This is a genomic window from Candidatus Arcticimaribacter forsetii, assembly GCF_910589745.1.
Lineage (GTDB): Bacteria > Bacteroidota > Bacteroidia > Flavobacteriales > Flavobacteriaceae > Arcticimaribacter > Arcticimaribacter forsetii.
Genome location: NZ_OU342399.1, coordinates 393,218 through 418,797 on the forward strand (window position 1 = coordinate 393,218; position 25,580 = coordinate 418,797).

At 35.2% G+C, this 25,580-nt stretch carries 20 protein-coding genes and 1 pseudogene; 14 read left to right on the top strand and 7 right to left on the bottom strand.

Going from position 1 to position 25,580, the window contains the following annotated elements; translation table 11 throughout:
- Positions 1-5: 5 nt before the first annotated feature.
- Entirely contained in the window at positions 6-257 is a 252-nt protein-coding gene (locus tag NG655_RS01890; RefSeq protein ID WP_252157658.1) for a DUF2061 domain-containing protein, read from the bottom strand.
- Positions 258-394: 137 nt separating this feature from the next.
- Between NG655_RS01890 and NG655_RS01895 the strand changes: the two genes are divergently transcribed.
- Positions 395-805, top strand: coding sequence for an RrF2 family transcriptional regulator (locus NG655_RS01895; RefSeq protein WP_252157659.1), 411 nt, complete (start codon positions 395-397; stop codon positions 803-805).
- A gap of 21 nt (positions 806-826) precedes the next feature.
- Here NG655_RS01895 and NG655_RS01900 read toward each other — a convergent pair whose 3' ends face one another.
- The 4 genes from NG655_RS01900 to NG655_RS01915 all read right to left on the bottom strand — a co-directional run bounded on the left by NG655_RS01900 (position 827) and on the right by NG655_RS01915 (position 5,896).
- Positions 827-2,290 carry an AAA family ATPase gene (locus NG655_RS01900; RefSeq protein ID WP_252157660.1) on the bottom strand — a complete coding sequence of 488 codons (1,464 nt, stop codon included), beginning with the start codon at positions 2,288-2,290 and terminating at the stop codon, positions 827-829.
- A 27-nt stretch (positions 2,291-2,317) separates the two neighbouring features.
- Positions 2,318-3,442 carry a vWA domain-containing protein gene (locus tag NG655_RS01905; protein WP_252157661.1) on the bottom strand — a complete coding sequence of 375 codons (1,125 nt, stop codon included), beginning with the start codon at positions 3,440-3,442 and terminating at the stop codon, positions 2,318-2,320.
- A gap of 73 nt (positions 3,443-3,515) precedes the next feature.
- A complete protein-coding gene (locus NG655_RS01910) occupies positions 3,516-4,619 on the bottom strand; it encodes an SO2930 family diheme c-type cytochrome (RefSeq protein WP_252157662.1) in 1,104 nt (367 codons plus the stop codon).
- Positions 4,620-4,621: 2 nt separating this feature from the next.
- Positions 4,622-5,896: a parallel beta-helix domain-containing protein gene (locus tag NG655_RS01915; protein ID WP_252157663.1), complete on the bottom strand. Its 1,275-nt coding sequence runs from the start codon at positions 5,894-5,896 to the stop codon at positions 4,622-4,624.
- Between the two features lie 247 nt (positions 5,897-6,143).
- On the opposite strand from NG655_RS01915, the gene rimP reads away from it, so the two are divergent.
- The 3 genes from rimP to infB are packed head-to-tail and all read left to right on the top strand — an operon-like array spanning position 6,144 to position 10,754.
- Entirely contained in the window at positions 6,144-6,608 is a 465-nt protein-coding gene (rimP, locus tag NG655_RS01920; protein WP_252157664.1) for a ribosome assembly cofactor RimP, read from the top strand.
- A gap of 16 nt (positions 6,609-6,624) precedes the next feature.
- Entirely contained in the window at positions 6,625-7,857 is a 1,233-nt protein-coding gene (gene nusA, locus NG655_RS01925) for a transcription termination factor NusA (RefSeq protein ID WP_252157665.1), read from the top strand.
- Between the two features lie 47 nt (positions 7,858-7,904).
- On the top strand, positions 7,905-10,754 hold the full coding sequence (gene infB / locus NG655_RS01930) for a translation initiation factor IF-2 (RefSeq protein WP_252157666.1): 2,850 nt from the start codon (positions 7,905-7,907) through the stop codon (positions 10,752-10,754).
- Here the strand turns inward: infB and NG655_RS01935 are convergent.
- Positions 10,749-11,132, bottom strand: coding sequence for an SPOR domain-containing protein (locus tag NG655_RS01935; RefSeq protein WP_252157667.1), 384 nt, complete (start codon positions 11,130-11,132; stop codon positions 10,749-10,751). The genes infB and NG655_RS01935 overlap by 6 nt on opposite strands.
- 191 nt (positions 11,133-11,323) lie before the next feature.
- Between NG655_RS01935 and NG655_RS01940 the strand changes: the two genes are divergently transcribed.
- The 10 genes and pseudogenes from NG655_RS01940 (at position 11,324) to queG (ending at position 24,509) form a co-directional block, all read left to right on the top strand.
- Positions 11,324-12,610: a c-type cytochrome gene (locus tag NG655_RS01940; protein ID WP_252157668.1), complete on the top strand. Its 1,287-nt coding sequence runs from the start codon at positions 11,324-11,326 to the stop codon at positions 12,608-12,610.
- A 25-nt stretch (positions 12,611-12,635) separates the two neighbouring features.
- Entirely contained in the window at positions 12,636-15,695 is a 3,060-nt protein-coding gene (locus NG655_RS01945; RefSeq protein WP_252157669.1) for a TAT-variant-translocated molybdopterin oxidoreductase, read from the top strand.
- Positions 15,696-15,720: 25 nt separating this feature from the next.
- Positions 15,721-17,097 (top strand): annotated as a pseudogene (gene nrfD / locus NG655_RS01950) (NrfD/PsrC family molybdoenzyme membrane anchor subunit); the annotation flags it as partial.
- Between the two features lie 4 nt (positions 17,098-17,101).
- Positions 17,102-17,632 carry a DUF3341 domain-containing protein gene (locus tag NG655_RS01955; protein ID WP_252157671.1) on the top strand — a complete coding sequence of 177 codons (531 nt, stop codon included), beginning with the start codon at positions 17,102-17,104 and terminating at the stop codon, positions 17,630-17,632.
- Positions 17,632-18,183, top strand: coding sequence for a c-type cytochrome (locus tag NG655_RS01960; RefSeq protein WP_252157672.1), 552 nt, complete (start codon positions 17,632-17,634; stop codon positions 18,181-18,183). The genes NG655_RS01955 and NG655_RS01960 overlap by 1 nt, the downstream gene beginning before the upstream one ends.
- 16 nt (positions 18,184-18,199) lie before the next feature.
- Positions 18,200-19,555, top strand: a complete 1,356-nt coding sequence (locus NG655_RS01965; RefSeq protein WP_252157673.1) for a quinol:cytochrome C oxidoreductase — start codon at positions 18,200-18,202, stop codon at positions 19,553-19,555.
- Positions 19,556-19,580: 25 nt separating this feature from the next.
- The gene (locus NG655_RS01970) at positions 19,581-20,645 is read left to right on the top strand and encodes a cytochrome c oxidase subunit II (protein ID WP_252157674.1); all 1,065 of its coding nucleotides are present in this window, start codon (positions 19,581-19,583) and stop codon (positions 20,643-20,645) included.
- 25 nt (positions 20,646-20,670) lie between these two features.
- Entirely contained in the window at positions 20,671-22,455 is a 1,785-nt protein-coding gene (locus NG655_RS01975) for a cytochrome c oxidase subunit I (RefSeq protein WP_252157675.1), read from the top strand.
- Between the two features lie 100 nt (positions 22,456-22,555).
- Positions 22,556-23,575, top strand: coding sequence for a Holliday junction branch migration DNA helicase RuvB (gene ruvB / locus NG655_RS01980; RefSeq protein ID WP_252157676.1), 1,020 nt, complete (start codon positions 22,556-22,558; stop codon positions 23,573-23,575).
- Position 23,576: 1 nt separating this feature from the next.
- Positions 23,577-24,509: a tRNA epoxyqueuosine(34) reductase QueG gene (gene queG / locus NG655_RS01985; RefSeq protein ID WP_252157677.1), complete on the top strand. Its 933-nt coding sequence runs from the start codon at positions 23,577-23,579 to the stop codon at positions 24,507-24,509.
- On the opposite strand, the gene NG655_RS01990 is transcribed toward queG, so the two are convergent.
- Positions 24,506-25,522: a LacI family DNA-binding transcriptional regulator gene (locus tag NG655_RS01990; RefSeq protein WP_252157678.1), complete on the bottom strand. Its 1,017-nt coding sequence runs from the start codon at positions 25,520-25,522 to the stop codon at positions 24,506-24,508. The two genes, queG and NG655_RS01990, sit on opposite strands and share 4 nt — an antisense overlap.
- Between the last annotated feature and the right edge of the window lie 58 nt (positions 25,523-25,580).

The window sequence follows — 25,580 nt, forward strand, 5'->3', positions numbered from 1 at the left end:
GCGTACTATTTACCCCATTTAATTTTGTTCCAAAGGCGTTCATGTAAAAAATATAATCCCATTTTGGTTATTAATTCAATAAAACCAATACGGAGTGCAAACTCTAGAGTACCCGTAATTAAATATGAAATTATAATGGTATCAATAGTACCTATAAGTCTCCAACTTATAGATTTTAAAACACTTCGAAGGATTTTTTCATCCTTAGCTCTAGGTCCTTTTTTGTTTGTGTTATTTAATAATATCTCGGTAATCATATTTGCAAAATAGGATGCAAATATAAAACATTTAACAACAAAACATATAAATCCTATTAACTTTATAGGAATTTAAGTTAAAGTATAATTCTTTATCTTTGAAAAAACAGTTTTTACGCAGTTAAATTGAATTATTTATGATCTCAAAAAAATGTAAATACGCTATAAAAGCATTATTGTATCTAGCAGATCATCAGAGTGAGGGGCGCTCTATTTTTTCTTCTGAGATTGCAGAACAAGAAAATATCCCTAAAAAATTTTTAGAGACTATTTTAAGAGAGCTTAGAAACTTTCAGTTTGTACAAAGTAAACGAGGTAAAGCTGGAGGATATAAACTGCTTAAAGAGCCAAAGGATATTAATTTAGCAGATTTAATGCGGGCTGTTGATGGACCTATAGCTATGCTTCCATGCGTATCTTTGAATTACTATGCGAATTGCGAAGAATGCGATGAAAAAATCTGTAAAATAAAACCTGTTTTTGAAGAAGTTCGAGATAAAACTCTTAAAATATTAAACGCTACAACCATTGATAAAATGGCACGTTAATTAGTTTATTACTTCTAAGTTTTACAGTCCGTTAATGTAACTTCCTAAGGAATCTTTAAATTGAAATCCTTCAAGAGATCTGTACTTATTTAGCTTTTTATTAGCTTCTAACCCCCAAAGCAAAAATTCCATCATAAAATATCGGTCTTGAGTATCGCAGGATTTTAGATGCTTATCTAATATTTCATTGATGCCTGGTATTAACGATAAGGTATCTTGATAGGATTTATCATCAAGTGAATCCTCTAGAAATAGTTCGTTGTCTTTAAAAAACCATTCTAGTATTGTATCATAAGGACCAATCTCATCTTCTTTTTGTAGTTTTTCAATTTTTGGAAAATAATCAGTAAACAAAGTTTTAATGGATTCTGATATTAGGTGATAAGAAATCTGTTCAGCACCCTCTTGTTCCCCTTCATATACCAATTCAATTTTACCATTTATAGCAGTAATAACTCCCATAAAATCTGACATTCTAATACTTGTAGTTGAATCCCCGGAAATTAAAATTCTACGTTCTGCAGTGCTAATCAAATTTTCAAAAGCTGTAATACTCATTCGAGCACTCACGCCACTTTTAGAATCAACATACTCACTTTTTCTAGCCTCAAATCCAATTTGTTCTAAAATATCTCTAGCAAGTTCTGGGATATGTATTTGTGAAGCTTGCTCTGGTGTTAGTTCGGCTTCTTGTTTTGTAATTGCTTTTGCAATCGATCTATTGTGAGGGTAATGGGTTAATATTTGAGACCCAATTCTGTCTTTAAGAGGCGTTACGATACTACCTCTATTGGTATAATCTTCTGGGTTTGCTGTAAAAATTAATTGCGCAGCAATGGGTAATCTAAGTTTGAAACCTCTAATCTGTATTTCTTTTTCTTGCAAAATTGAAAACAGAGCAACTTGAATTCGAGCTTGTAAATCAGGCAATTCATTTAGAACAAAAATACATCGATGCGCTCTAGGAATCATTCCAAAATGAATTACTCGTTCATCGGCATAGGAAAGTTTTAAATTCGACGCTTTGATAGGATCTACATCTCCTATAAGGTCTGCAACAGTTACATCTGGAGTTGCTAGTTTTTCAAAAAATCGATCCGATCGATGAAGCCATTCTACAGGCGTTTTGTCTCCTAGTTTATTAATAAGTTCTTTTGCTTCATGACTGATAGGATCTAGAGGGTCATCATTTATTTCAGATCCGCTGACAATAGGAATCCATTCATCTAGAAGTTCGGTCATTTGTCTTGCTAATCGAGTTTTAGCTTGCCCACGTAACCCTAACAAATTAATATTATGACCCGAAAGTATTGCACGTTCTACATCCGGAATAACTGTATTTTCATATCCTATAAGACCTTTAAAAGTTTCTTTTCCAGCTTTTAATGATTCTTTAAGGTTGTGCGCTAATTCTTCTTGAATGCTTCTAGAAGTGTAGTCTGTTTTTTTTAGTTCTCCAAGGGTAGTAGCATGTTCTCTCTTCATAAGTAAATTAATAGTTCTAAATATAGATTATCCTAAACGTTTCTTTCTGTTTTTTTCGTAGTCTTCAAATATCATTTCCCCTAAACCTTTTAGTCCAGTAAAAAATGCTTTTCCTTGATTCGCTTCTGTAAATGTTCTCACGAAATGTTTAAGATAGTGATCTTGAGCAATCATAAAGGTTGTAATAGGGATATGTAATTTTTTTGCCTGACGTGCCATATTATAACACTTCTCGACAATCATTTCATCCAGTCCAGCGCTATTTTTATAATAAGTACCATCGGGCATTTTAAGGCAACTTGGCTTCCCATCTGTGATCATAAAAATCTGCTTATTTGTGTTTTTCTTCCTTCTTAATAAATCCATTGCTAACTCTAAACCTGCAACCGTATTGGTGTGATAAGGACCTACCTCCAAATAAGGAATATCCTTTAAGGCAATTGGAGTAGCATCATTTCCGAATACTAGAATGTCTAGGGTGTCTTTAGGATACCGCGTAGTAATTAGTTCTGCTAAAGCCATCGCCACTTTTTTGGCAGGTGTAATCCGATCTTCTCCATAGAGAATCATACTATGACTGATGTCAATCATCAAAACTGTACTCATTTGTGTTTTGTGCAGAGAGTCTTGTACAACTAAATCTTGATGTTGAAGTGTAAAGTCTGTTCCAACGGATCTTATTTGAGCATTTTTTATACTCTCAGTAACATCAATTTTCTCTAAACCGTCTCCGAATTGATAGGCTTTAAGTTCTCCTGTGCTATCTTCACCTTGTCCTAATTTTTTTGTTTTATGATCTCCAGAGCCAGAGCGTTTTAATTTTCCAAAGATTTGTTTAAGTGCGTGTTCTCTGAGTAACTTTTCAGTTTTAGGAGTGAGTTGCATTCCATCACCTTTTCCTCCAGTTCCAGTTTTAGGCTGTACAAAGGACTTTTTAAGTAAGTCTTCTATAAAATCATCAATGGTGTAGTCTTCATCGGTTAGTTTATACTCAATATCAAGTTCTCTAAGCCAATCAATCGCTTCATCAAAATCTCCAGAAGTGTGAGTTATAAGCTCTTTAAATATTTCAAATAAACGCTCAAAAGGTGTTTGAACCTTTTTGATGTGTTTAGAAAACACAAAGCCCGATTTGAAGTCTAAAGGAAGCATGAGATATATTTAATAGCTATATCCAAAGATAGAGCAAAATTAAAAACATTCTTAATCAAAGTCGATCATATTTTTACTTCTTTTCTACTAGCTCTTCTATATATTGTTCTAATAAATCTATGCCTTCAGTGTGGGCAATTGACCTCCCTATTTCGGGCATTCGAATAGAAGGGTCATTACTTTTCATTCTATAAATAAGGATTGAGGTTTCTGGACTCCCCGGTACAATATCATAAACAAAATCTCCAGAACCTTTACCTGCTGCAATGGGGGGTTTAAAAATTCCACGCTTACGAGAATCTGTTTGGTTATAGCCTAAATACAAACCAGAATTTTTAGCACTTCCTTCAATATTATGACAATGCGCGCAATTAGAATCTAAGTAAGCTTTGGCTCTCTGATCAAGAGGTTTAAGCAGATCGTCCCATGCGGGTAATTTTGGTCTTAAGCTTGGTTCTACAAGTTTTTTTAAAAATCCTTTTTCATGAAAAAAATCCAATTGATTCTGGTTAATATGTGGCAAAACATATTTTTTATTCCATTGAGCTGCAGTAGGTCCAATTGGTACAATTTCTTTTCCTTTTGCATGGCAATTTTTACATTGGTTGAGGTTGGGTATTGAGTAAGAAACTTCTTGTTTTTTTTCTTCGAGATCGATCCAATTTACTAGTTCTTGTTTTCCTACATAATTGATCGTTGCATCGGTTTGCTCTTCATTCCAAACATAGTTTAAAGGTTTCCACCGATTGTTTTCTTTGATTAAAAGCCGTGTTTCAATGATTTTTTTATCCTCCTCTGGTTTGTTAAAATCCTCAGGGTAATAAAAATTTTTTATTAAAATACTACCGTTTTCAAAATCCATAACACCTTCATCTTTATAAACTATTTTACTGTTTTTGGGGATATAAACAAATCGTTTTTTAAAGGCATAATTAGAAAAAAGAGGCGTGTTTAGATCGTATTCATAAACCTGTTCCGTTGGATTTAAATCGTACATTGGAGTTTTGAAAAAATCGTATTCTGACAATTTATTTTTTTCAAGACTTTCTTTTTTAATTAAAGGGTGGTAACCTTCTAGTTTTTTTGCTTTTGGAGCTATTCTTTTGTCAATAGGTTCATTACACCTAGTTAACAGGACTAAGGTTACGCCAAAAAAAAGGAACTTTAAGAATCTCATATCTATAAATTCAAAGTACAATTATAGGGGTCTATTTTGTTAGAGAAGTCATGAAAATCATTTGCTGCATCCATAAAAACAAAATTAATAGCACCGTTTTCTTTGATACAGATTTTATGATTTTCATCCTGAATTTTTGCTCCATCAGGTAAAATGCCATCGTATACAACATCTGGTATCAGAGTTTTATTTTTAAAAATCATGAGCCAACCATATTCATTACTTAGAGTTGGAAAACTAAATTTATTTTTAAAAATATTATTGTTAATAGAAACATTTCCAGGATATGGATTGTATTTTATATCAGATTGAAAGTCAGCTTCAACTGCACGTATTCCTCGATCTTGAATTGATTGATCAACGGACCCCTCTGGATCCTCCGAAGCTGCAAAAACTAAATAGCTTACGATTGAAAGATTTGAAGTAACATGATCTTTTACCATATTATTATTGAAGTTAACATCTTGAGTAGCCATAATAATAACACCGGTTCCTTTTGGAACCCCGCTAACAATAGATCCTTTAACTCCAAAATTCTCAAGATTATTATTGTAAATACGATTGTTATGTGCAGTAACATCACTCCCATAGCGTGTTAGTTTTGGGAGATTAAAAATCAAAAGACCCCCTGTGTTTTCGTAGATTTCATTATCGAAAATTTCTACAGCAGTACTATTTTCACTTTCAACTCCCGCAACGTTATAAAAAGCTTTATTATTTTTAATAATTACGTTTTTGGACTGTCCTACGTATATACCGGCATCCGATGCTCCAATAGCTTCACATCCTTCAATAACTAAATTTTCAGTTAACACTGGATAAATGCCATAGGCACCGTTTTGATTAGAAACCTTCCCAGTCCATGCTGATCTTATGTTTCTTATGGTTACGTTTTTTGATTCACTAATTTTTAAATTATCTCCAGCTGCGTCTTCAATAGATAAGTCCTCAATGGTAAAAAACTCACAGTTTGTAACAAGAATGCCCTCTGCTCCTTTTGTTTGACCTTTAAAGGAAAGCACGGTCTTGTCCTTGCCTTTGCCTTTAATAGTTATGTGTTTTTTACCATCAATACTTAACGATTGAGAAAATAAAAAGTGACCTTCTGGGAGCTCAATAGTGGCACTGTCTTTAGCTAAGATAAAGGCTTCAAGAATTTGCTCTTCAAAATCTACATAGTTTCTTTCTGGATTATATTCAGGAAATTTTGGAGTAAAGGATTTGTAGATTATTACTATAATGAATGCACTTACAAGACCAATAATAATTTTTTTCATAGCAAAAATATCCTATTTAAATGTACAAATTTTAATTTATAAATCTTTAAAGCTTAAAAAAGAAGAAATAAAGGATGGGTGTTTTTTAATTTTTTAATATCGATTTCAGGGACTTCAGGTGTTTAAAATTATAGATTAAAATAACATCAGGCTGTTAAAAACTATTTTATTTTAAAAATTTAATTATATTTGCATGAATTTCTGAACAAATACCTAGAGGAGACTATAAGTCCCCTTTTTTTTTATAATGAATTTTAAAAGTACAGTAACCGAATTATTGCAAATTGCTTTGGACGAAAATCCCAGCTTATTTTTAATTGATTTAAAAATAGGTTCCGATAATAGCATTCGTGTTTTACTTGACGGCGATAATGGTGTTACACTTGAGTCCTGTATAGCGGTTAGCCGGCAGATAGAACACAATATCGACAGAGAGGAACATGATTTTTCTTTGGAAGTAAGTTCGGTAGGTGTTGGTTCTCCTTTAACTATGCCAAGACAGTTCATAAAAAACATAGGAAGATCATTGGAGGTTATAACCAGTGAAGATGAGGTTTTAACCGGAAATTTAACTCAAGCAGACCAAGAGGAGTTTACTATCGAATGGAAAGCACGAGAACCTAAGCCAGTTGGCAAAGGAAAAGTTACTGTAACTAAAATAAAAAAACTGCCTTTTGGGTCTATCAAAAACGCAAAGGTGATAATTAAATAAATCAGCAATATCTAAAATGGAAAATTTAGCACTTATTGATTCCTTTTCTGAGTTTAAAGACGAAAAACTTATAGATCGAGTAACCCTGATGGTTATCTTGGAAGAAGTTTTTAGAAATACTCTTAAACGTAAATTTGGTTCGGATGATAATTTCGACATCATTATTAATCCAGATAAAGGAGATTTAGAAATTTGGAGAAACCGTATAGTAGTTGCTGACGGGGAAGTAGAAGATCCAAATCAGGAAATAGAATTAACCGCTGCTCAAAAAATTGAACCAGATTTTGAAGTTGGTGAAGATGTTTCTGAAGAAGTAAAACTTATAGATTTAGGTAGAAGATCAATTTTATCGTTACGCCAGAACCTAATTGCTAAAATATACGAACACGATAGTAATAATATTTTCAAACACTTTAAAGAGCTTGAAGGAGATCTTTATACTGCTGAAGTTCATCATATTAGAAGCAGAGAAGTAATTCTTTTAGACGATGATGGCAATGAATTAATTTTACCAAAAGATCGTCAAATTCCAGCTGATTTTTACCGTAAAGGGGATAACGTTCGCGGAATAATCGAATCTGTAGAGTTGAGAGGAAATAAGCCTAGAATTATTTTATCGAGAACATCTCCTAAGTTTTTAGAAAAATTATTTGAACAAGAAATACCAGAAGTTTTCGATGGTTTAATTACCATTAAGAAAGCAGTTCGTATTCCAGGAGAAAAGGCAAAAGTTGCTGTAGATTCTTACGATGATCGTATTGATCCAGTTGGGGCTTGTGTTGGAATGAAAGGTTCTCGTATTCATGGAATAGTTCGTGAATTAGGAAACGAAAATATTGATGTAATTAACTATACAAATAACATTCAATTATTCATCACACGATCTCTTTCTCCTGCTAAAGTTAATTCCTTAAAAATTAATGAAGAGGCTAAGCGAGTACAAGTGTTTTTAAACCCTGAAGAGGTGTCTAAGGCAATTGGAAAAGGAGGACATAACATTCGTCTTGCGGGTCAACTAACCGGATATGAAATAGACGTATATCGCGAAGGAGCTGAAGAAGATGTAGAGTTAACAGAATTTACCGATGAAATAGAATCATGGGTAATCGATGAATTCAAGAAAGTAGGTTTAGATACAGCAAAAAGTATCTTAGAATTAGAGGTTTCTGATCTAGCAAAACGAACTGACTTGGAGGAAGAAACGATATTAGAAGTTTTTAAAATATTAAAAGAGGAATTCGAAGATTAGTTTTAGGAACTTAAATTCCATATTTTTGAATTGAACAAAAAATAAGTATGCCTGATCAACCGACAATACGATTAAATAAAGTCCTAAGGGAACTTAACATATCTTTAGATAGAGCCGTTGAACATCTTGTTCAAGAAGGTTACGAAGTAGAGGCACGTCCTACTACTAAAATATCACAGGAGGTATATAAAGTGTTGTTGGATGAATTTCAAACGGATAAGTCCAAAAAAGACGCTTCACATGAAATTAGTGAAGAAAAGCGTAAAGAGAAAGAAGCACAACGTTTAAAGCAAGAAGAGTTAGAACTTGAAAAGCAAAAACGTGAAAAAGAACGTCAAGAAAAACAACAGGTTATTCGAGCAACTGCTAATATTAATAAACCTAAAGCAGTTGGAACCATAGATCTTTCTTCTGGTAAAGTTGGAGCCCCTAAGGTACAGCCTCAAGAAAATAAAAAACCAGTAGAACCGAAAGTTACTGAACAAAAAAATACAGCTCCTGAGCCTAAAGCTAAAATTGACGAAGTCAAAGAAGAGCCTAAGGTTGCAAAACAAAAAGCTGAAGAAAAGAAACCAGCTAAGGAAGTTGAAAAAGTTTCAGAAGTATCTGTAAAAGTTGAATCTGAAGCAAAGCCTGAAATTAAGTCAACGTCAAAAGTTGATGCTCCTACAGAAGCGCCCAAAGGGGAAGAGAAAGCAAAAGAAAACGTTTCGGAAGGTGATGATAACAAGGAAGTTGACGCTACAATTACCACTAAATACGCTAAATTAACTGGACCCAAAAAGACAGGTCTGGTAATTGATCTAGATTCATTCAACAAAAAAGAAAAAAGTGTTGAAGATGCAAGAAAGAAAAAACGTAAAAGAATAAGCAAAGATCCAGCTCCAAGTGCTAAAAAGCCAGGAACCGCATCTGTTAATAGTAGAAGAGGTCAAGGGGGTCAAAATAGAAACCGTCCAAACCGTCCAGCTCCTGTAGCCAAGGTAGAACCTACTGAAGAAGAAGTACAAAAGCAAATTAGAGAAACACTTGAAAAACTTCAAGGAAAATCTAATAAGTCTAAAGGAGCAAAATACAGAAGAGACAAGCGTGTTCAGCACCGTCAAAAAACAGAAGAAGAATTAGCACAGCTAGAGCTAGATAGCAAAATAATCAAAGTAACAGAGTTTATTACTGTCGGAGAAGTTGCCACCTTAATGGAGGTAAGCGGGACAGAAATTATTTCGGCATGTATGTCCTTAGGGATCATGGTTACTATGAACCAAAGACTTGATGCAGAGACTCTAAGTATTGTTGCTGAAGAATTTGGATTCGAAGTAGACTTTGTAAAAAGTGATTTAGAAGAAGGATTTACAGATGAGGTTGAAGAAAACGAGGAAGATTTAATTTCTCGTGCGCCAATTGTAACGGTAATGGGTCACGTTGATCATGGTAAAACTTCGTTACTAGATTACATTCGTAATGAGAATGTAATTGCGGGTGAGTCCGGTGGAATTACACAACATATTGGAGCTTATTCAGTTGTTCTTAAGAATAAACAAAAAATCACATTCCTAGATACTCCAGGTCACGAAGCTTTTACAGCGATGCGTGCTCGTGGAGCTCAAGTTACTGATATTGCAATTATTGTAATTGCAGCGGATGATGATATAATGCCTCAAACAAAAGAAGCAATAAGTCATGCTCAGGCTGCGGGTGTACCAATTATATTTGCAATCAATAAAGTTGATAAACAAACTTCAAACCCAGAGAAGATTAAAGAAGCATTAGCTCAAATGAATCTGATGGTTGAAGATTGGGGTGGAAAAATTCAATCACAAGATATTTCTGCACTTAAAGGAACTGGAGTTAAAGAATTATTAGAAAAAGTATTATTGGAAGCTGAACTTTTAGAGCTTAAAGCTAATCCAAATAGAAAATCAAAAGGTACTGTTGTTGAGGCTTTCTTAGATAAAGGACGTGGATACGTTTCTACAATCTTAGTTCAAACAGGTACATTAAATGTAGGTGATTATATTCTTGCTGGAAAGCACAGCGGAAAAGTGAGAGCCATGTTCGATGAAAGAGGGAAGACTATCGATAAAGCTCCTCCTTCTACTCCAGTATCAATATTAGGACTAGATGGTGCTCCACAAGCAGGAGACAATTTTAATGTTTTAGAAGATGAGCGTGAAGCAAAACAAATTGCAGCTAAAAGAACGCAATTGCTACGTGAGCAAAATGTTAGAACACAAAGGCACATTACCCTAGACGAGATTGGAAGAAGAATTGCATTAGGTGACTTCAAAGAATTAAACATGATTCTTAAAGGAGATGTTGACGGTTCGGTTGAAGCACTAACAGATTCTCTTCAGAAATTATCAACTGAAGAAATTCAAGTAAACATCATCCATAAAGGAGTTGGAGCCATTACCGAATCAGATGTATTATTAGCTTCTGCTTCCGACGCAATTGTAATCGGATTTAATGTTAGACCAATGGGTAACGCCCGAATGCTAGCTGAAAAAGAAGAAATAGATATCCGCTCTTATTCTATTATTTATGACGCAATAAATGATGTAAAAGATGCAATGGAAGGAATGCTATCTCCTGAAATGAAAGAAGAAATTACAGGTAACGCTGAAATTAGAGAAACATTCAAAATTTCTAAAGTAGGAACCATTGCAGGTTGTATGGTTACTTCAGGAAAAATTTATCGTAATTCAAGCATACGTGTAATACGTGAAGGAGTTGTTCAGTATACAGGAACTCTAAGCTCTCTTAAGCGTTTCAAAGACGATGTTAAGGAAGTTGCTAAAGGTTATGATTGTGGTCTTCAAGTAAAAAACTACAACGATATTCGTATAGAAGACGTTATAGAATTCTTCCAAGAAGTAGCAGTAAAGAAAACTCTATAAATTATTAGGTTCAAGTAAAAACGCTCCTGGATATGTCTTTTTAATCTCTTCTAGGAGTAAATTTGCTTTGTTTAGGTTTTTAAACCTACCAACTCGTACTTTGTAATTTGGAGTTTCAAATATTAAAGACGTCTCAATACCTTCAAAATTTAAGTTAAAATCCTCAACAATTTTTATTGCTGCGGTATAATTCCCGTAGTACAATTGTATTGCGTAATATTGATCACTAAACTGCTCAGAATCAATAGATTTTTTAATTTTTATAAGCTCTTCAATTTTGGGATCTTGATTTATTTGAACTTTGTTTTCTTGTCCAAAAATAGGTGAAATCGATCCGCAAATTAATAGCAGAAAAAGTAAAGTGTTTTGTTTTTTCAATATCATTTTACAAAGAAATAAAAATCTAACATTTATTTAAATAAGTTAAACAGAATTAACAAGTTATTTAGATTGAATATAAATTATAGAAGTGGCTGAGATAACCTTTTATCAAACCGAGTCTATGTCTTATTTTTGCAGACGTATAAAGACAGATTAAAGTTGATCAAAATAAAATTTTACATATAAGCATGAGGAAGTCAAACCTTTACGCTCTCCTAACGAGTAAATTTCTTGCGGTAATTGTGGTTGCAATGCTATCATTACCTCAACTTTTTGCCCAAGAGAGTGACCCAGCGGCAGGGAAAAAGTTATTTAACGCAAATTGCGCAGCCTGTCACAAATTAAACAAAAAAGCTGTTGGCCCAGCATTGAAAGGGGTATCCTCAAAATATGACCGTGAATGGTTGTATACTTGGATCAAAAATAGTGCAGCAATGATTAAATCTGGCGATGCCCAGGCAGTTGCTATTTGGGAAGAGTACAACAAAACTGCAATGACTGCTTTCCCTCAACTGTCAAACGTAGATATTGATAATATTTTAGCTTACACTGATTACACTCCACCGCCTCCACCTCCTACAACAGCAGTTGCTGGTTCAGGTCAAGGGTCTGCCGGAAGTAGTTATTCAAATGATTTAATTTTAGGAGCACTCGCGCTAGTATTTGGATTACTCGTTGTGATGCTTGTTTTAGTAAACAAAACACTTCAAAGAATTGCAACAGCAAGTGGTGTTGAGTTAGTGAAAAAAGAAGTTAAGGAAGAAAGACGCCCGCTGTGGGATGCTTTTGTTAAGAACCATTTCTTAGTCTTTATGTCCGTGATTCTGTTATTGCTTTCAAGTGCCTATTTTGCTTATGGGTTCTTAATGCAAGTTGGAGTTGATCAAGGGTATATGCCGGTTCAGCCAATTCACTATTCACACAAAATTCATGCAGGAGCTAACGAGATTGAGTGTAAGTATTGTCACTCATCTGCTAGAGTTTCTAAACACTCTGGAATACCCTCTCTAAATGTTTGTATGAACTGTCACCAAAACATTGCAGAATATAACGGAGAAGAAGATTTAGAAAACGGATACACAAAAGATTTCTACACAAAAGAAATCAAAAAGTTATATGCTGCAGTTGGTTGGGATGAAGAAAACCAACGATATACAGGAGAAACCGAACCAGTTAAATGGGTACGTATTCACAACTTGCCAGACTTTGCTTACTTCAATCACGCACAACACGTTCAAGTAGGAAAGATTGATTGTCAAAAGTGCCACGGGCCTGTAGAAGAAATGGAAGTTATGTACCAATACGCTCCTTTAACAATGGGTTGGTGTATCAACTGTCACAGAGAAACAAATGTTCAGGTTAAAGGCAATGAGTACTATGCTAAGATCCACGAACAATTATCAAAAAAATACGGTGTTGAACAACTTACAGCTGCCCAAATGGGTGGACTGGAGTGTGGTAAATGTCACTATTAAAAATAGAATAATCTAAGATTGTCTTATGGCAGAAAATAAAACCTATTGGAAAAGTGCTGATCAGTTAAAGGGTGATAACCCTATAATTGAACAACTCGAGCAAAAAGAATTTGCCGAACATATTCCAGTAAACGAATTTTTAGGAGATTCCGAAACTCTTGAGGACACCAGTACCTCTAGAAGAGATTTCTTGAAGTATGTTGGATTCAGTACTGCTGCTGCAACACTTGCAGCTTGTGAAGGTCCTGTTATTAAATCAGTTCCTTACGTAGTTCAACCAGAACAAATCCGTCCTGGAGTAGCTAATTATTATGCTACTGCAATTGCAGATGGTTTTGACTTTGGTTCTGTCCTAATTAAAACAAGAGAAGGTCGTCCAATTAAAGTAGAAAACAATAATGATGCACCTGTATTGGGTGGAGCAAATGCTCGAGTTCATGCTTCAGTTTTATCGTTGTATGATGTGAAACGTTTGCAAGGACCTAAGGCAAATGGATCTAACATCACTTGGGAAGATTTAAACCTTCAAGTGGGAGCAAAGTTAAAAGCTCTAGCTGCTACTGGTAAAGAAGTCGTTTTACTAACTCAAACTTTTGCTAGTCCAACTACATCAAAAATAGTTTCCGACTTTGTAGCGGTTTTTCCAAATGTTAAACATGTAACTTATGATAGTGTATCAGATTCTGCTGCACTTGATGCTTTTGAAGATTCGTTTGGAGTACGTGGTCTTGCAGATTACGATTTTAGTAAAGCGGATACAATTGTTTCAATTGGTGCTGACTTCTTAGGAGATTGGCAAGGTGGAGGATATGACAGTGGTTATTCTAAAAATAGAATTCCTACAAATGGTAGAATGTCTCAACATTTCCAGTTTGAAGCAAATATGTCCCTAAGTGGTGCATCTGCTGATTTCCGAATCCCGGCTACACCTGCTCAACAAAAAAATATATTAGCTCATCTTTATGCTGCGATTACAGGAATTACAATTTCAGGTTCTTTAGAAGCAGGATTAAAATCGAAACTAGACAAAGCTGTAAAAGCACTAAAAGCTGCTGGATCTAAAGCAGTGGTAGTTTCAGGAATACAAGAGGTAGGAGCACAAAAAATAGTATTAGCAATAAATCATTACCTTCAAAGTGAGGTTATGAATGCGGATACACCTAGATTAATCCGCCAAGGGAACGACGCTGAAGTATCAGCTGTTATTACTGCCGTTAAAAACGGAACCTTAGGTGGTTTAATTACAGCTGGAGTTAATCCAGCACTCACTCTAGCCGATGGAAAAGCATTTGCTGAAGGAGTTAAAAAACTTGATCTTTCTGTAGCATTTTCATTAAAAGAAGATGAAACTGCATTAGCATCTCAATATGTTGCTGCTGTTCCTCATTATCTAGAGGCTTGGGGAGATTACGAATTTAAAGCAGGAAGTTTTGCATTAGCACAACCAACCATTCGTCCTTTATTTGACACAAAACAATTCCAAGATGTACTTTTAGCATGGTCTGGAAGTACGAATTCATATTATGAAGCAATAAAATCAAACTGGAATTCTACACTAGAAGGTTTATCTTCATGGAATACAGTATTGCACGATGGATTTTATCAATCAGGGATTACAAGTTCAAATTATTTCCAAGGGAAAGCATTACCCTCAGAAGCAAACGCACTAGCTGCTGCATCATCTTCGGGTCTAGAATTAGTATTATATACTAAAACTGGAATGGGTGATGGTCAGCAATCAAATAACCCTTGGTTACAAGAATTCCCTGATCCAATTACTAGAGTTTCTTGGGACAACTACATCACTGTTTCTGCATCAGATGCTGCAGAGGCTGGTTTGAAAAACGTAAATGTTGCTAATGGCGCATTAAACGGTAGTTATGCTAAAGTAACTGTAGGAGGAACAACATTAACGGTTCCAGTAATTATTCAACCAGGTCAAGCAAAAGGATCTATTGGTCTTGCACTTGGATATGGTGAAAAAGCAGGTCTTCAAGAAGAAATGCAAGTTGGAGTTAATGCTTTTGAATTTTATAATGACTTTAAGCCTGTTCAAAACGCAAGTATAGCACTTGCAGAAGGGTTCCATGAATTTGCTTGTGTTCAATTACACAACACATTAATGGGTAGAGGAGATATTATTAAAGAAACAACCCTAGAGGTTTTCAATACGAAAGATAAAGCATATTGGAACGCAATCCCTGTGGTTTCTAAAAACCACATGGAAGAAGAAGTTACTTCCGAAGGTGTTGATATGTGGCAAAATTTTGACCGTTCTATTGGACACCATTTTAATCTTTCAATCGATTTAAATGCCTGTACTGGATGTGGGGCCTGTGTTATAGCATGTCATTCTGAAAATAATGTCCCAGTGGTAGGAAAAACAGAAGTAAGAAGATCTAGAGATATGCACTGGTTGCGTATTGACCGTTATTACTCTTCTGAAACTACCTTTGAAGGAGACAATCAGACTAAAGAAAACATCGACGGTCTTGGAGATTCATTAACAACTTTTGGAGAGATGGAAAACCCATCAGAAAATCCACAAGTAACCTTCCAACCGGTAATGTGCCAGCACTGTAATCATGCACCATGTGAAACAGTTTGTCCAGTAGCGGCAACATCACACGGACGTCAAGGGCAAAACCACATGGCATACAACCGTTGTGTAGGTACTCGTTATTGTGCAAATAACTGTCCTTATAAAGTACGTCGTTTTAACTGGTTCTTATACAACCAAAATGATGAGTTCGATTATCATATGAACAACGACTTAGGACGTATGGTATTAAACCCAGACGTTGTAGTTCGTTCTCGTGGAGTAATGGAAAAATGTTCAATGTGTATTCAAAAAACACAAAAGACCATTTTGGATGCAAAACTAGACGGACGTGAAATCAAAGATGGAGAATTCCAAACAGCTTGTTCAAGTGCTTGTAGTAATGGGGCAATGACCTTTGGAGACATCAATGATAAAGAAAGTGAAATAGCTCACTTGAAAGAAAATGATCGTATGTATCACCTTTTGGAAAGCGTTGGCACAAAGCCTAACGTTATGTACCAAGCGAAAGTGAGAAATACTTAATATAAAAATTATAAATCGATAGCGTATGGCCTCGCATTACGAAGCACCTATTAGAAAACCCTTAGTAACTGGAAACAAGTCTTATCACGATGTGACAATAGACGTTGCTGCTCCAGTAGAAGGAAAAGCAAACACCCAGTGGTGGATTGTTTTTGGTATTGCACTTTCCGCCTTTTTGTGGGGAGTAGGATGTATGATATACACCATCTCAACCGGTATTGGAACCTGGGGTTTGAATAAAACCGTTGGTTGGGCTTGGGATATTACCAACTTTGTTTGGTGGGTAGGAATTGGACATGCAGGAACTTTGATTTCTGCAGTACTTTTACTGTTCCGTCAAAAATGGAGAATGGCAATTAACCGTTCTGCGGAAGCAATGACAATTTTCTCAGTTATTCAAGCAGGTTTATTTCCAATTATTCACATGGGAAGACCTTGGTTAGCGTATTGGGTATTACCAATTCCGAACTCTTTTGGATCACTATGGGTAAACTTTAACTCACCATTATTATGGGATGTATTTGCAATTTCAACTTATCTATCTGTATCGCTAGTATTCTGGTGGACTGGATTACTTCCTGATTTTGCTATGATTCGTGATCGAGCAGTTCGTCCTTTCCAAAAGAAAATTTATTCTTTATTGAGTTTTGGATGGTCTGGAAGAGCTAAAGATTGGCAACGTTTTGAAGAAGTTTCCTTGGTTTTGGCAGGATTAGCTACACCACTTGTACTTTCTGTACACACCATTGTATCCTTTGACTTCGCAACCTCAGTTATTCCAGGATGGCATACAACTATTTTCCCTCCTTACTTTGTTGCTGGAGCAATATTCTCAGGATTTGCGATGGTAAATACGCTGCTAATAATTATGCGTAAAGTTTCTCATTTAGAGGATTATATTACAATTCAGCACATTGAACTAATGAACATTGTAATCATGATTACAGGTTCTATTGTAGGTGTCGCATATATTACGGAGCTTTTTATTGCTTGGTATTCAGGAGTTGAATACGAACAATATGCTTTCTTAAACCGTGCAACTGGTCCTTACTGGTGGGCTTATTGGGCAATGATGACCTGTAACGTATTCTCACCTCAGTTTATGTGGTTTAAAAAATTACGTACCAGTATCATGTTCTCTTTCGTTATCTCGATTGTAGTAAACATTGGAATGTGGTTCGAACGATTTGTAATTATTGTAACCTCATTACACCGTGATTATCTTCCTTCATCTTGGACGATGTTTTCACCAACCTTTGTAGATATTGGAATCTTCATTGGAACTATTGGATTCTTCTTTGTGTTATTTTTATTATACGCTAGAACGTTCCCAGTAATTGCACAAGCAGAAGTAAAAACAATTTTGAAGTCTTCGGGCGAGAATTATAAAAAATTAAGAGACGGAAATGAGTAATCAAGTTATACACGCGCTTTACGACGATGATGACGTGCTATTAAATGCCGTTAAAGAAGTAAAAGCAGAAAAGCATCACATCGAAGAAATCTATACACCTTTTCCAGTTCACGGGCTAGACAAGGCAATGGGATTAGAAGGAACAAGAATTGCAATAATGGCTTTTATCTATGGATGTATAGGTCTTAGTGTAGCAATCACAATGATTAACTTCATTATGATTGAAGATTGGCCTCAAAACATTGGTGGAAAACCAAGTTTTACGTTCCTTTCTAACCTTCCAGCATTCGTGCCTGTAATTTTTGAAATGACTGTTTTCTTTGCAGCCCATTTAATGGTAATTACTTTTTACATGAGAAGTAAATTATGGCCTTTCAAAGAAGCAGAAAATCCTAATCCATTAACAACGGACGATAAGTTTCTAATGGAAGTTGAACTTAACGGAAATGAAAAAGAATTGACAGCGCTTTTAAAAAAGACTGGTGCAATCGAAATCACTATCCCTCAAAACCACGAAGAATAATGAAAAAGATACTTTACATAACACTTAGTAGTGTCCTTTTACTTGGTTTAAGTTCATGTCAAGATAAAACCAAACCAAACTATCAGTACTTCCCTAATATGTACGAACCAGTAGGGTATGAAGCATATGCGGATTCAGATGCTTTTGCAAACGGTATTGAAGCTCAAATCCCTGCAGAAGGTTCAATTGCAAGAGGATGGCAGCCTTATGATTTTGCAGATACAAATGAAGGATATGAAGCGGCTAAAGCTAATTTAGTTTCTCCTCTTGAAAACACAGCTGCACACAAAGCAACTGGAAAAGAATTGTATGGTATATACTGTGCTATTTGCCATGGAAATAAAGGAGATGGTCAGGGAGTTTTAATGACTCGTGAAAAATTTTTAGGAGTACCTAGCTATGCTGATCGTGAAATTACCCAAGGAAGTATTTATCATGTTTTAATGTATGGTAAAAATGCAATGGGATCTCATGCAGGTCAAGTAAATGCAACAGAACGCTGGCAAATTGCTCAGCATGTAATGGAATTAAGAGGAAACCTTATCAAATAATATAGCGATAAAATATATGTATACTTTTCCAAATAAACTCAAAAATATAGCCCGTGTACTAATGCTCCTAGGATTCATAGGATTGGTCATAGGTTTCTTAAATGCACCCAAAAATGTTGCTGAAGCAAAGGCAATGGTTGCTACTGAACATCACGGTGCTGGTCATGCAGAATCTAAGGATAGCCATGCAGAGGATTCTCACGCTGAAGGTTCACATGCTGAAGATACTCATGCTGAAGCTTCTCATGGAGAAGAATCACATGACAGTTCACACGATGAACATTTATTACACCAATTACAAAATAAGCCTTGGGCAGCACTTTATGTTGCAGCCTTCTTCTTTTTTATGATTCCGCTAGGAGTTCTTGCTTTCTATGCAATACAACGTGCTGCACAAGCAGGATGGTCTCCAGTGCTTTACAGAGTTATGGAAGGAATTACAGGTTACCTTCTGCCAGGAGGAATTATCGTAATTGTAATTCTAGCTTTATCAGGAATGCATTTCAACCATTTGTTTATATGGATGGATCCTGAAGTAGTTGCTCATGATAAATTAATAGCAGGTAAAACAGCTTTCTTAAATGTTCCTTTCTTTTTAGGTCGAGCAGTTTTCTTCCTAGCAGGTTGGACGCTTTACCGATACTATTCAAGAAAATTCTCTCTAGCACAAGATGAATCTTCCGATATTTCTAACCACAAGAAAAATTTCAGAATATCTGCAGGTTTCCTTGTTTTTTATATCGTAACAGAATCAATCATGTCATGGGATTGGATTATGTCAATCGATCCACACTGGTTCAGTACTCTCTTTGGATGGTATGTTTTTGCAAGTATGTTTGTAACAGGTATTACTACTATTGCTTTAATTACAATTTATTTAAAGTCTCAAGGATATTTAGAATTTGTAAATGATTCTCATATTCATGATCTTGGAAAGTTCATGTTTGGAATAAGTGTATTCTGGACTTATTTATGGTTCTCTCAATTCATGTTAATTTGGTACTCAAACATTCCAGAAGAAGTTACTTACTTCATTACCCGAATTGAAGATTATAATATAACCTTCTTTGGAATGATTGCAATGAACTTCTTATTTCCATTGTTGATATTAATGAATAGTGATTATAAGAGAACTAACTATTTCATTATCATGGCTGGAATTGTAATTGTTTTAGGTCACTATTTAGATATTTTTAATATGATTATGCCATCTGCAGTAGGTGATCAATGGTTTATTGGTATAGCAGAAATAGGAGGCTTTTTATTCTTCTTAGGTTTATTCATATACACAGTATTTACAGAATTAACGAAAGCACCACTGCTCGCAAAAGGGGATCCTTATTTAGGAGAAAGTGAACGTTTTCATTACTAATTAAAAATTAATAGAAAAGATATAAATGACGGCAATATTAACCCTTACGGTACTTGTTTTAATTGCAATATCCCTGTGGCAAGTAGCTAAAATCTTTGAGATGTCTCAAAGTAAAGTAGATAACTCACAAGTAGCTAATGACCGCGATAATGATACTCAAGGAAAATTGATGTTTGCTTTTTTAGCATTCCTTTATACCCTTACTCTTTTTTCTTTTTGGAAGTGGGGAGATGTTTTGTTACCAGCAGCAGCTTCAGAACACGGTAGTGATTACGATAATTTGATGTGGATTTCATTCGCGTTAATCTTTTTTGTTCAAACTGTAACTCAAGCTCTACTTCATTACTTTTCTTTTAAGTATAGAGGAGAACCAGGCAAGAAAGCACTATTCTATGCTGATAATAATAGATTAGAAGCCATTTGGACCATTATTCCAGTTATTACATTAGCAGGTTTAATTCTTTACGGATTGTATACTTGGAACAACATAATGACTGTTGAAGAAAATGATGAAGCATTGGTAGTAGAGTTATACGCACAACAGTTTAACTGGAAAGCTAGATACTCAGGTGAAGATGGGGTTCTAGGTGATGCCAATGTTCGTTTTTTACAAGATTTTGACGGTAAAAATCTAGTAGGTATTGATGCTACAGATCCAAATGGATTAGACGATGTAGTAACTCAAGAATTACACTTACCTGTCGGAAGAGAAATTATATTTAAAATGCGTTCACAAGACGTACTACATTCTGCATACATGCCTCACTTTAGAGCTCAAATGAATTGTGTTCCAGGGATGATTACAGAATTTGCTTTTACACCCATTACAACAACTGAGGACATGCGACGTGACCCAGATGTAATAGCGAAAGTAAACAAGATCAACAAAATTAGAGTAGAAAACAGTAAAGAGTTAGTCGCTAATGGAGAAGAGGCTTTAGAGCCTTATACTTTTGATTACATTTTATTATGTAACAAGATTTGTGGCGCATCACATTATAACATGCAAATGAAAATTATTGTTGAAACTCCTGAAGAGTACGAAGCTTGGATGAGTCAACAGCAAACTTTTGCTCAAGTAATACAATAACTAACCAAATAAACAGCATAGATATATGTCAGCAGTAGAGCATAATCACGAGGAGGATCACGGGCATCATAAAGAGACTTTCATAACTAAATATATCTTTAGTACGGATCATAAGATGATCTCAAAGCAATATTTAATTACGGGACTTTTCATGGGGATCATTGGAATTGCAATGTCTCTTATGTTCCGATTACAATTGGCATGGCCAGAAAAATCTTTCGGAATATTTGAAGTTTTATTAGGTAAATGGGCACCAGATGGTGTTATGGACCCTAATGTTTATTTAGCTTTAGTTACAATCCACGGTACAATCATGGTATTTTTTGTACTAACTGCTGGGTTGAGTGGAACCTTTAGTAACCTTTTGATTCCACTTCAAATTGGAGCACGTGATATGGCATCCGGTTTATTAAACATGATTTCATTTTGGTTGTTCTTTTTATCAAGTATAATTATGATTGCTTCCTTATTCGTAGAAGCAGGTCCTGCAGCAGCCGGATGGACAATATACCCACCTCTTAGTGCACTTCCACAAGCTCAGCCTGGTTCTGGTTTAGGAATGACCCTTTGGTTGGTGTCGATGGCTATTTTTGTTGCCTCCTCATTATTAGGTTCACTTAACTACATTGTAACGGTAATTAACCTGAGAGTAAAAGGAATGACGATGTCTAGACTTCCTTTAACAATTTGGGCATTCTTTGTAACTGCAATTATTGGAGTTGTATCCTTCCCGGTATTACTTTCTGCAGCTTTACTTTTAATAATGGACCGTAGCTTTGGAACTTCTTTCTTCCTATCGGACATTTTTATTCAAGGAGAAGTACTTCATTATCAAGGTGGATCACCAGTTTTATACGAACACTTATTTTGGTTCCTAGGTCACCCTGAAGTATATATCGTTTTATTACCAGCGCTTGGTATTACTTCAGAAATTATTGCTACGAATTCACGTAAACCTATTTTCGGATACCGCGCCATGGTAATTTCAATCATCGCCATTGCATTTTTGTCAACAATTGTTTGGGGTCACCATATGTTTATCTCTGGGATGAACCCATTCCTTGGATCTGTATTTACATTTACTACCCTTCTAATTGCAATTCCATCTGCAGTTAAAGCATTTAACTACATTACAACTTTGTGGAAAGGAAATCTACAGTTAAATCCAGCGATGTTGTTTTCTATTGGTTTGGTTTCCACGTTTATTTCGGGAGGACTAACTGGAATTATCTTAGGAGATAGCACCCTTGATATCAATGTTCATGACACGTATTTTGTTGTAGCACATTTCCACTTAGTAATGGGTATTTCTGCACTTTATGGATTATTTGCAGGGGTTTACCACTGGTTCCCAAAAATGTTTGGAAGAATGATGAATAAAAACTTAGGTTATTTTCATTTCTGGGTAACTGCAGTTTGTGCTTATGGAGTATTCTTCCCAATGCATTTTATTGGAATGGCTGGTCTTCCTAGAAGATATTATACAAACACCGCATTCCCTTACTTTGATGATATCGCTGATATTAATGTTGTTATAACTGTTTTCGCATTAATTGCAGGAGCAGCTCAATTAGTATTCCTTTACAATTTCATCAGTAGTATATTCTACGGAAAGAAAGCTGAAGAAAATCCATGGAGATCGAATACAATGGAATGGACAACTCCTGTAGAACATATGCATGGAAACTGGCCAGGTGCTATTCCAGAAGTTCACCGTTGGGCTTATGATTATTCAAAACCAGGACAAGAAGAAGATTTTGTTTCTCAGATTGTTCCTCTAAAAGAAGGGGAGAAGGAGTTACAACACTAAACATTTACAATAAAATATAAAAGAGACGCAATTGCGTCTCTTTTTTTTTATGCTCGTTTGAAGCACTTTTTGCTTCAAGATTCTCACTATATTTGTTTTAATGAATGAAAATCTAGATCCCAGTAACGAGAATTTTACACCCGAGCAGGAAGATATAGACAGAGCGTTAAGACCTTTAAGTTTTGATGACTTTGCTGGTCAAGAAGCAACAATTGAAAATTTAAAAATTTTCGTTGAAGCGGCTAATCAGCGAGAAGAGGCATTAGATCATACACTGTTTCATGGTCCTCCCGGATTAGGTAAAACAACATTAGCTTATATATTAGCGAACGAACTTCAGGCTGGTATTAAAATGACCTCTGGACCTGTTCTAGATAAACCAGGAGATTTGGCAGGTTTGTTAACAAACCTACAGCCAAGAGACATTCTTTTTATTGATGAGATTCACAGACTCAGCCCAATTGTAGAAGAGTATTTATATTCTGCTATGGAAGATTATAAAATTGATATAATGATTGAATCAGGTCCAAATGCAAGGACAGTTCAAATTAATTTAAATCCTTTTACACTTATAGGTGCTACAACAAGATCAGGTTTATTGACAGCTCCAATGCGCGCTCGATTTGGAATCAGTAGTAGACTTCAATATTATAGTACCGAGTTGCTTTCAACAATACTGAATCGTTCTGCTCACATTCTTAAAGTGCCAATCGGAGAAAATGCAGCTATAGAAATAGCTGGAAGAAGTAGAGGAACTCCTAGAATTGCAAATGGTCTGTTGAGAAGAGTTCGAGATTTCGCTCAAATAAAAGGTAATGGAACTATAGATTTAGAAATAACACAGTTTGCATTAAAAGCTTTGCAAGTAGACGCTAATGGTTTGGACGAGATGGACAACAAAATATTAACGACGCTCATCGATAAGTTTAAAGGAGGTCCAGTCGGAATTACTACACTTGCTACGGCAGTTTCTGAAAATGGTGAAACCATAGAAGAAGTTTACGAACCTTTCTTAATACAACAAGGATTTATTGTAAGAACTCCAAGAGGAAGAGAGGTGACTGCATTGGCTTATAAACATCTTGGCCGAATAAAAGATAACCAAGAAGGTTTGTTTTAAAATGAATGGAGCTGCTTTTAAAAACGCACAATGGATTAAAAACCAAGCCAAAAAATTGGGGTTTCTTTCTTGCGGAATTTCAAAAGCAGGCTTTTTAGAGGAAGAAGCACCTCGGTTGGAAAATTGGCTAAAGAATAACCACCATGGTGAAATGCATTATATGTCCAACCATTTTGACAAACGTTTGGATCCAACGTTACTTGTTCCGGGTGCAAAAAGTGTAGTTTCTTTAACTCTCAATTATTATAATCCTGAAAAGCAGGCAGATCCTAAAGCTCCTAAACTATCTCAATATGCTTACGGGAAGGACTACCATATTGTCATTAAAGATAAGCTCAAACAGTTATTAGAGCTTATAAATCGTGAAATAGGAACAGTCGATGGAAGAGTCTTTGTTGATTCTGCTCCAGTCATGGACAAAGCTTGGGCAGCCAAATCAGGCTTGGGTTGGATTGGTAAAAACAGCAATTTGATTTCAAAACAAGTAGGTTCTTTTTTCTTCATTGCAGAACTAATAATCGATCTAGAATTAGAACCCGACACTCCAGTTACAGATCACTGTGGGAGTTGTACAGCGTGTATTGATGCATGTCCTACAGATGCAATAACAAACCCTTATCAAGTGGACGGTAGTAAATGTATTTCTTATTTTACGATTGAGCTTAAAGAAGCACTTCCGACCGAATTTAAAGGTAAAATGGATGATTGGATGTTTGGTTGTGATGTCTGTCAGGATGTTTGTCCATGGAATAAATTCTCAAAACCTCACCAAGAACCCTTATTCAACCCGCATCCAGAGTTATTAAATATGAATTTAAAAGATTGGGAAGAATTAACAGAAGATACGTTTAAAGAAGTTTTCAAAGATAGCGCTGTTAAAAGGTCAAAGTTTAAAGGATTGACGCGAAACATTAATTTTTTAAAAAAATCTTAAGTGGAATCTCTTTCAATAAGAGTGGTTTCAATTTCATACTTTTTAAATTCAACCTTTTTCTTTTTCTTTTTCATTTCTCGTTCATTCATAAAAACTTGAAAAGCTTTTCTCCCCATTAATTCTCCAGGCTGATCAATAGTACTCAAAGATGGGGTAATAAGAGAAGATATCAGCCAATTACTAAATCCTATTACTGAAACCTCTTCAGGTATTTTTATGTTATTTTCTAATAAACAATTCATAGCACCCACAGCAGGAAGATCAGCTACAGCAAAAATAGCATCGATTTCTATTTTTTCATCTAAAATTGTTTGCATGTGGTTATATCCTTCGGTGTCATTTATATCATCACATATAAAGACTAAATCTTTGTCGTATTCTAGCCCGTAATCGTCAAGAGCCTTTCTGTAACCAAGGAACCTATCAATTGAATTTTGTGGTAATAAAGGGCCTCTAAAATGTGCGATCTTGGTTTTACCTTTCTTAATCAAGTGTTCTACAGCAGTATATGCAGCTTTTTGATCGTCAATTACAACGCTTGAACAAGCAGTAAGCTTTGAATATTTATCAAAAATCACTAGACTTGTTTCTTTGTCGATTATATTCTGAATATGCCCAAGATCATGAGTTTTATCAGCTATTGAAAGAAAAATACCATCTACATTTTTATTAATGAGTCTTTCAATTTGAATTTTCTCAAGCTCATAAGATTCATCCGAACAAAGTATGAATGTCATATATTCATGTTTCTCAGCTTCGGTTATAATACCTCTTAGAATACTACTGAAAAAGTAGTGGTTTAACCGTGGTATTACAATTCCAACTGTTTTAGATTCATGCGTTCTTAAGTAAGCAGCAAATGAATTTGGTTTAAAGTTTACTTTTTCAGCATATTCTTTAACGCGCTTCTTTGTTTTAGGACTAACATCAGGATAGTTTTGTAACGCTTTAGAAACTGTAGTTACTGAAATATCAAGAGCCTTGGCAATATCTTTTAAAGTTAAGTTTTTCATCAATTTGTAAAATATTGGCTAATATAAGAATCAAAATCGTAATTCGAAAACGTTTTCG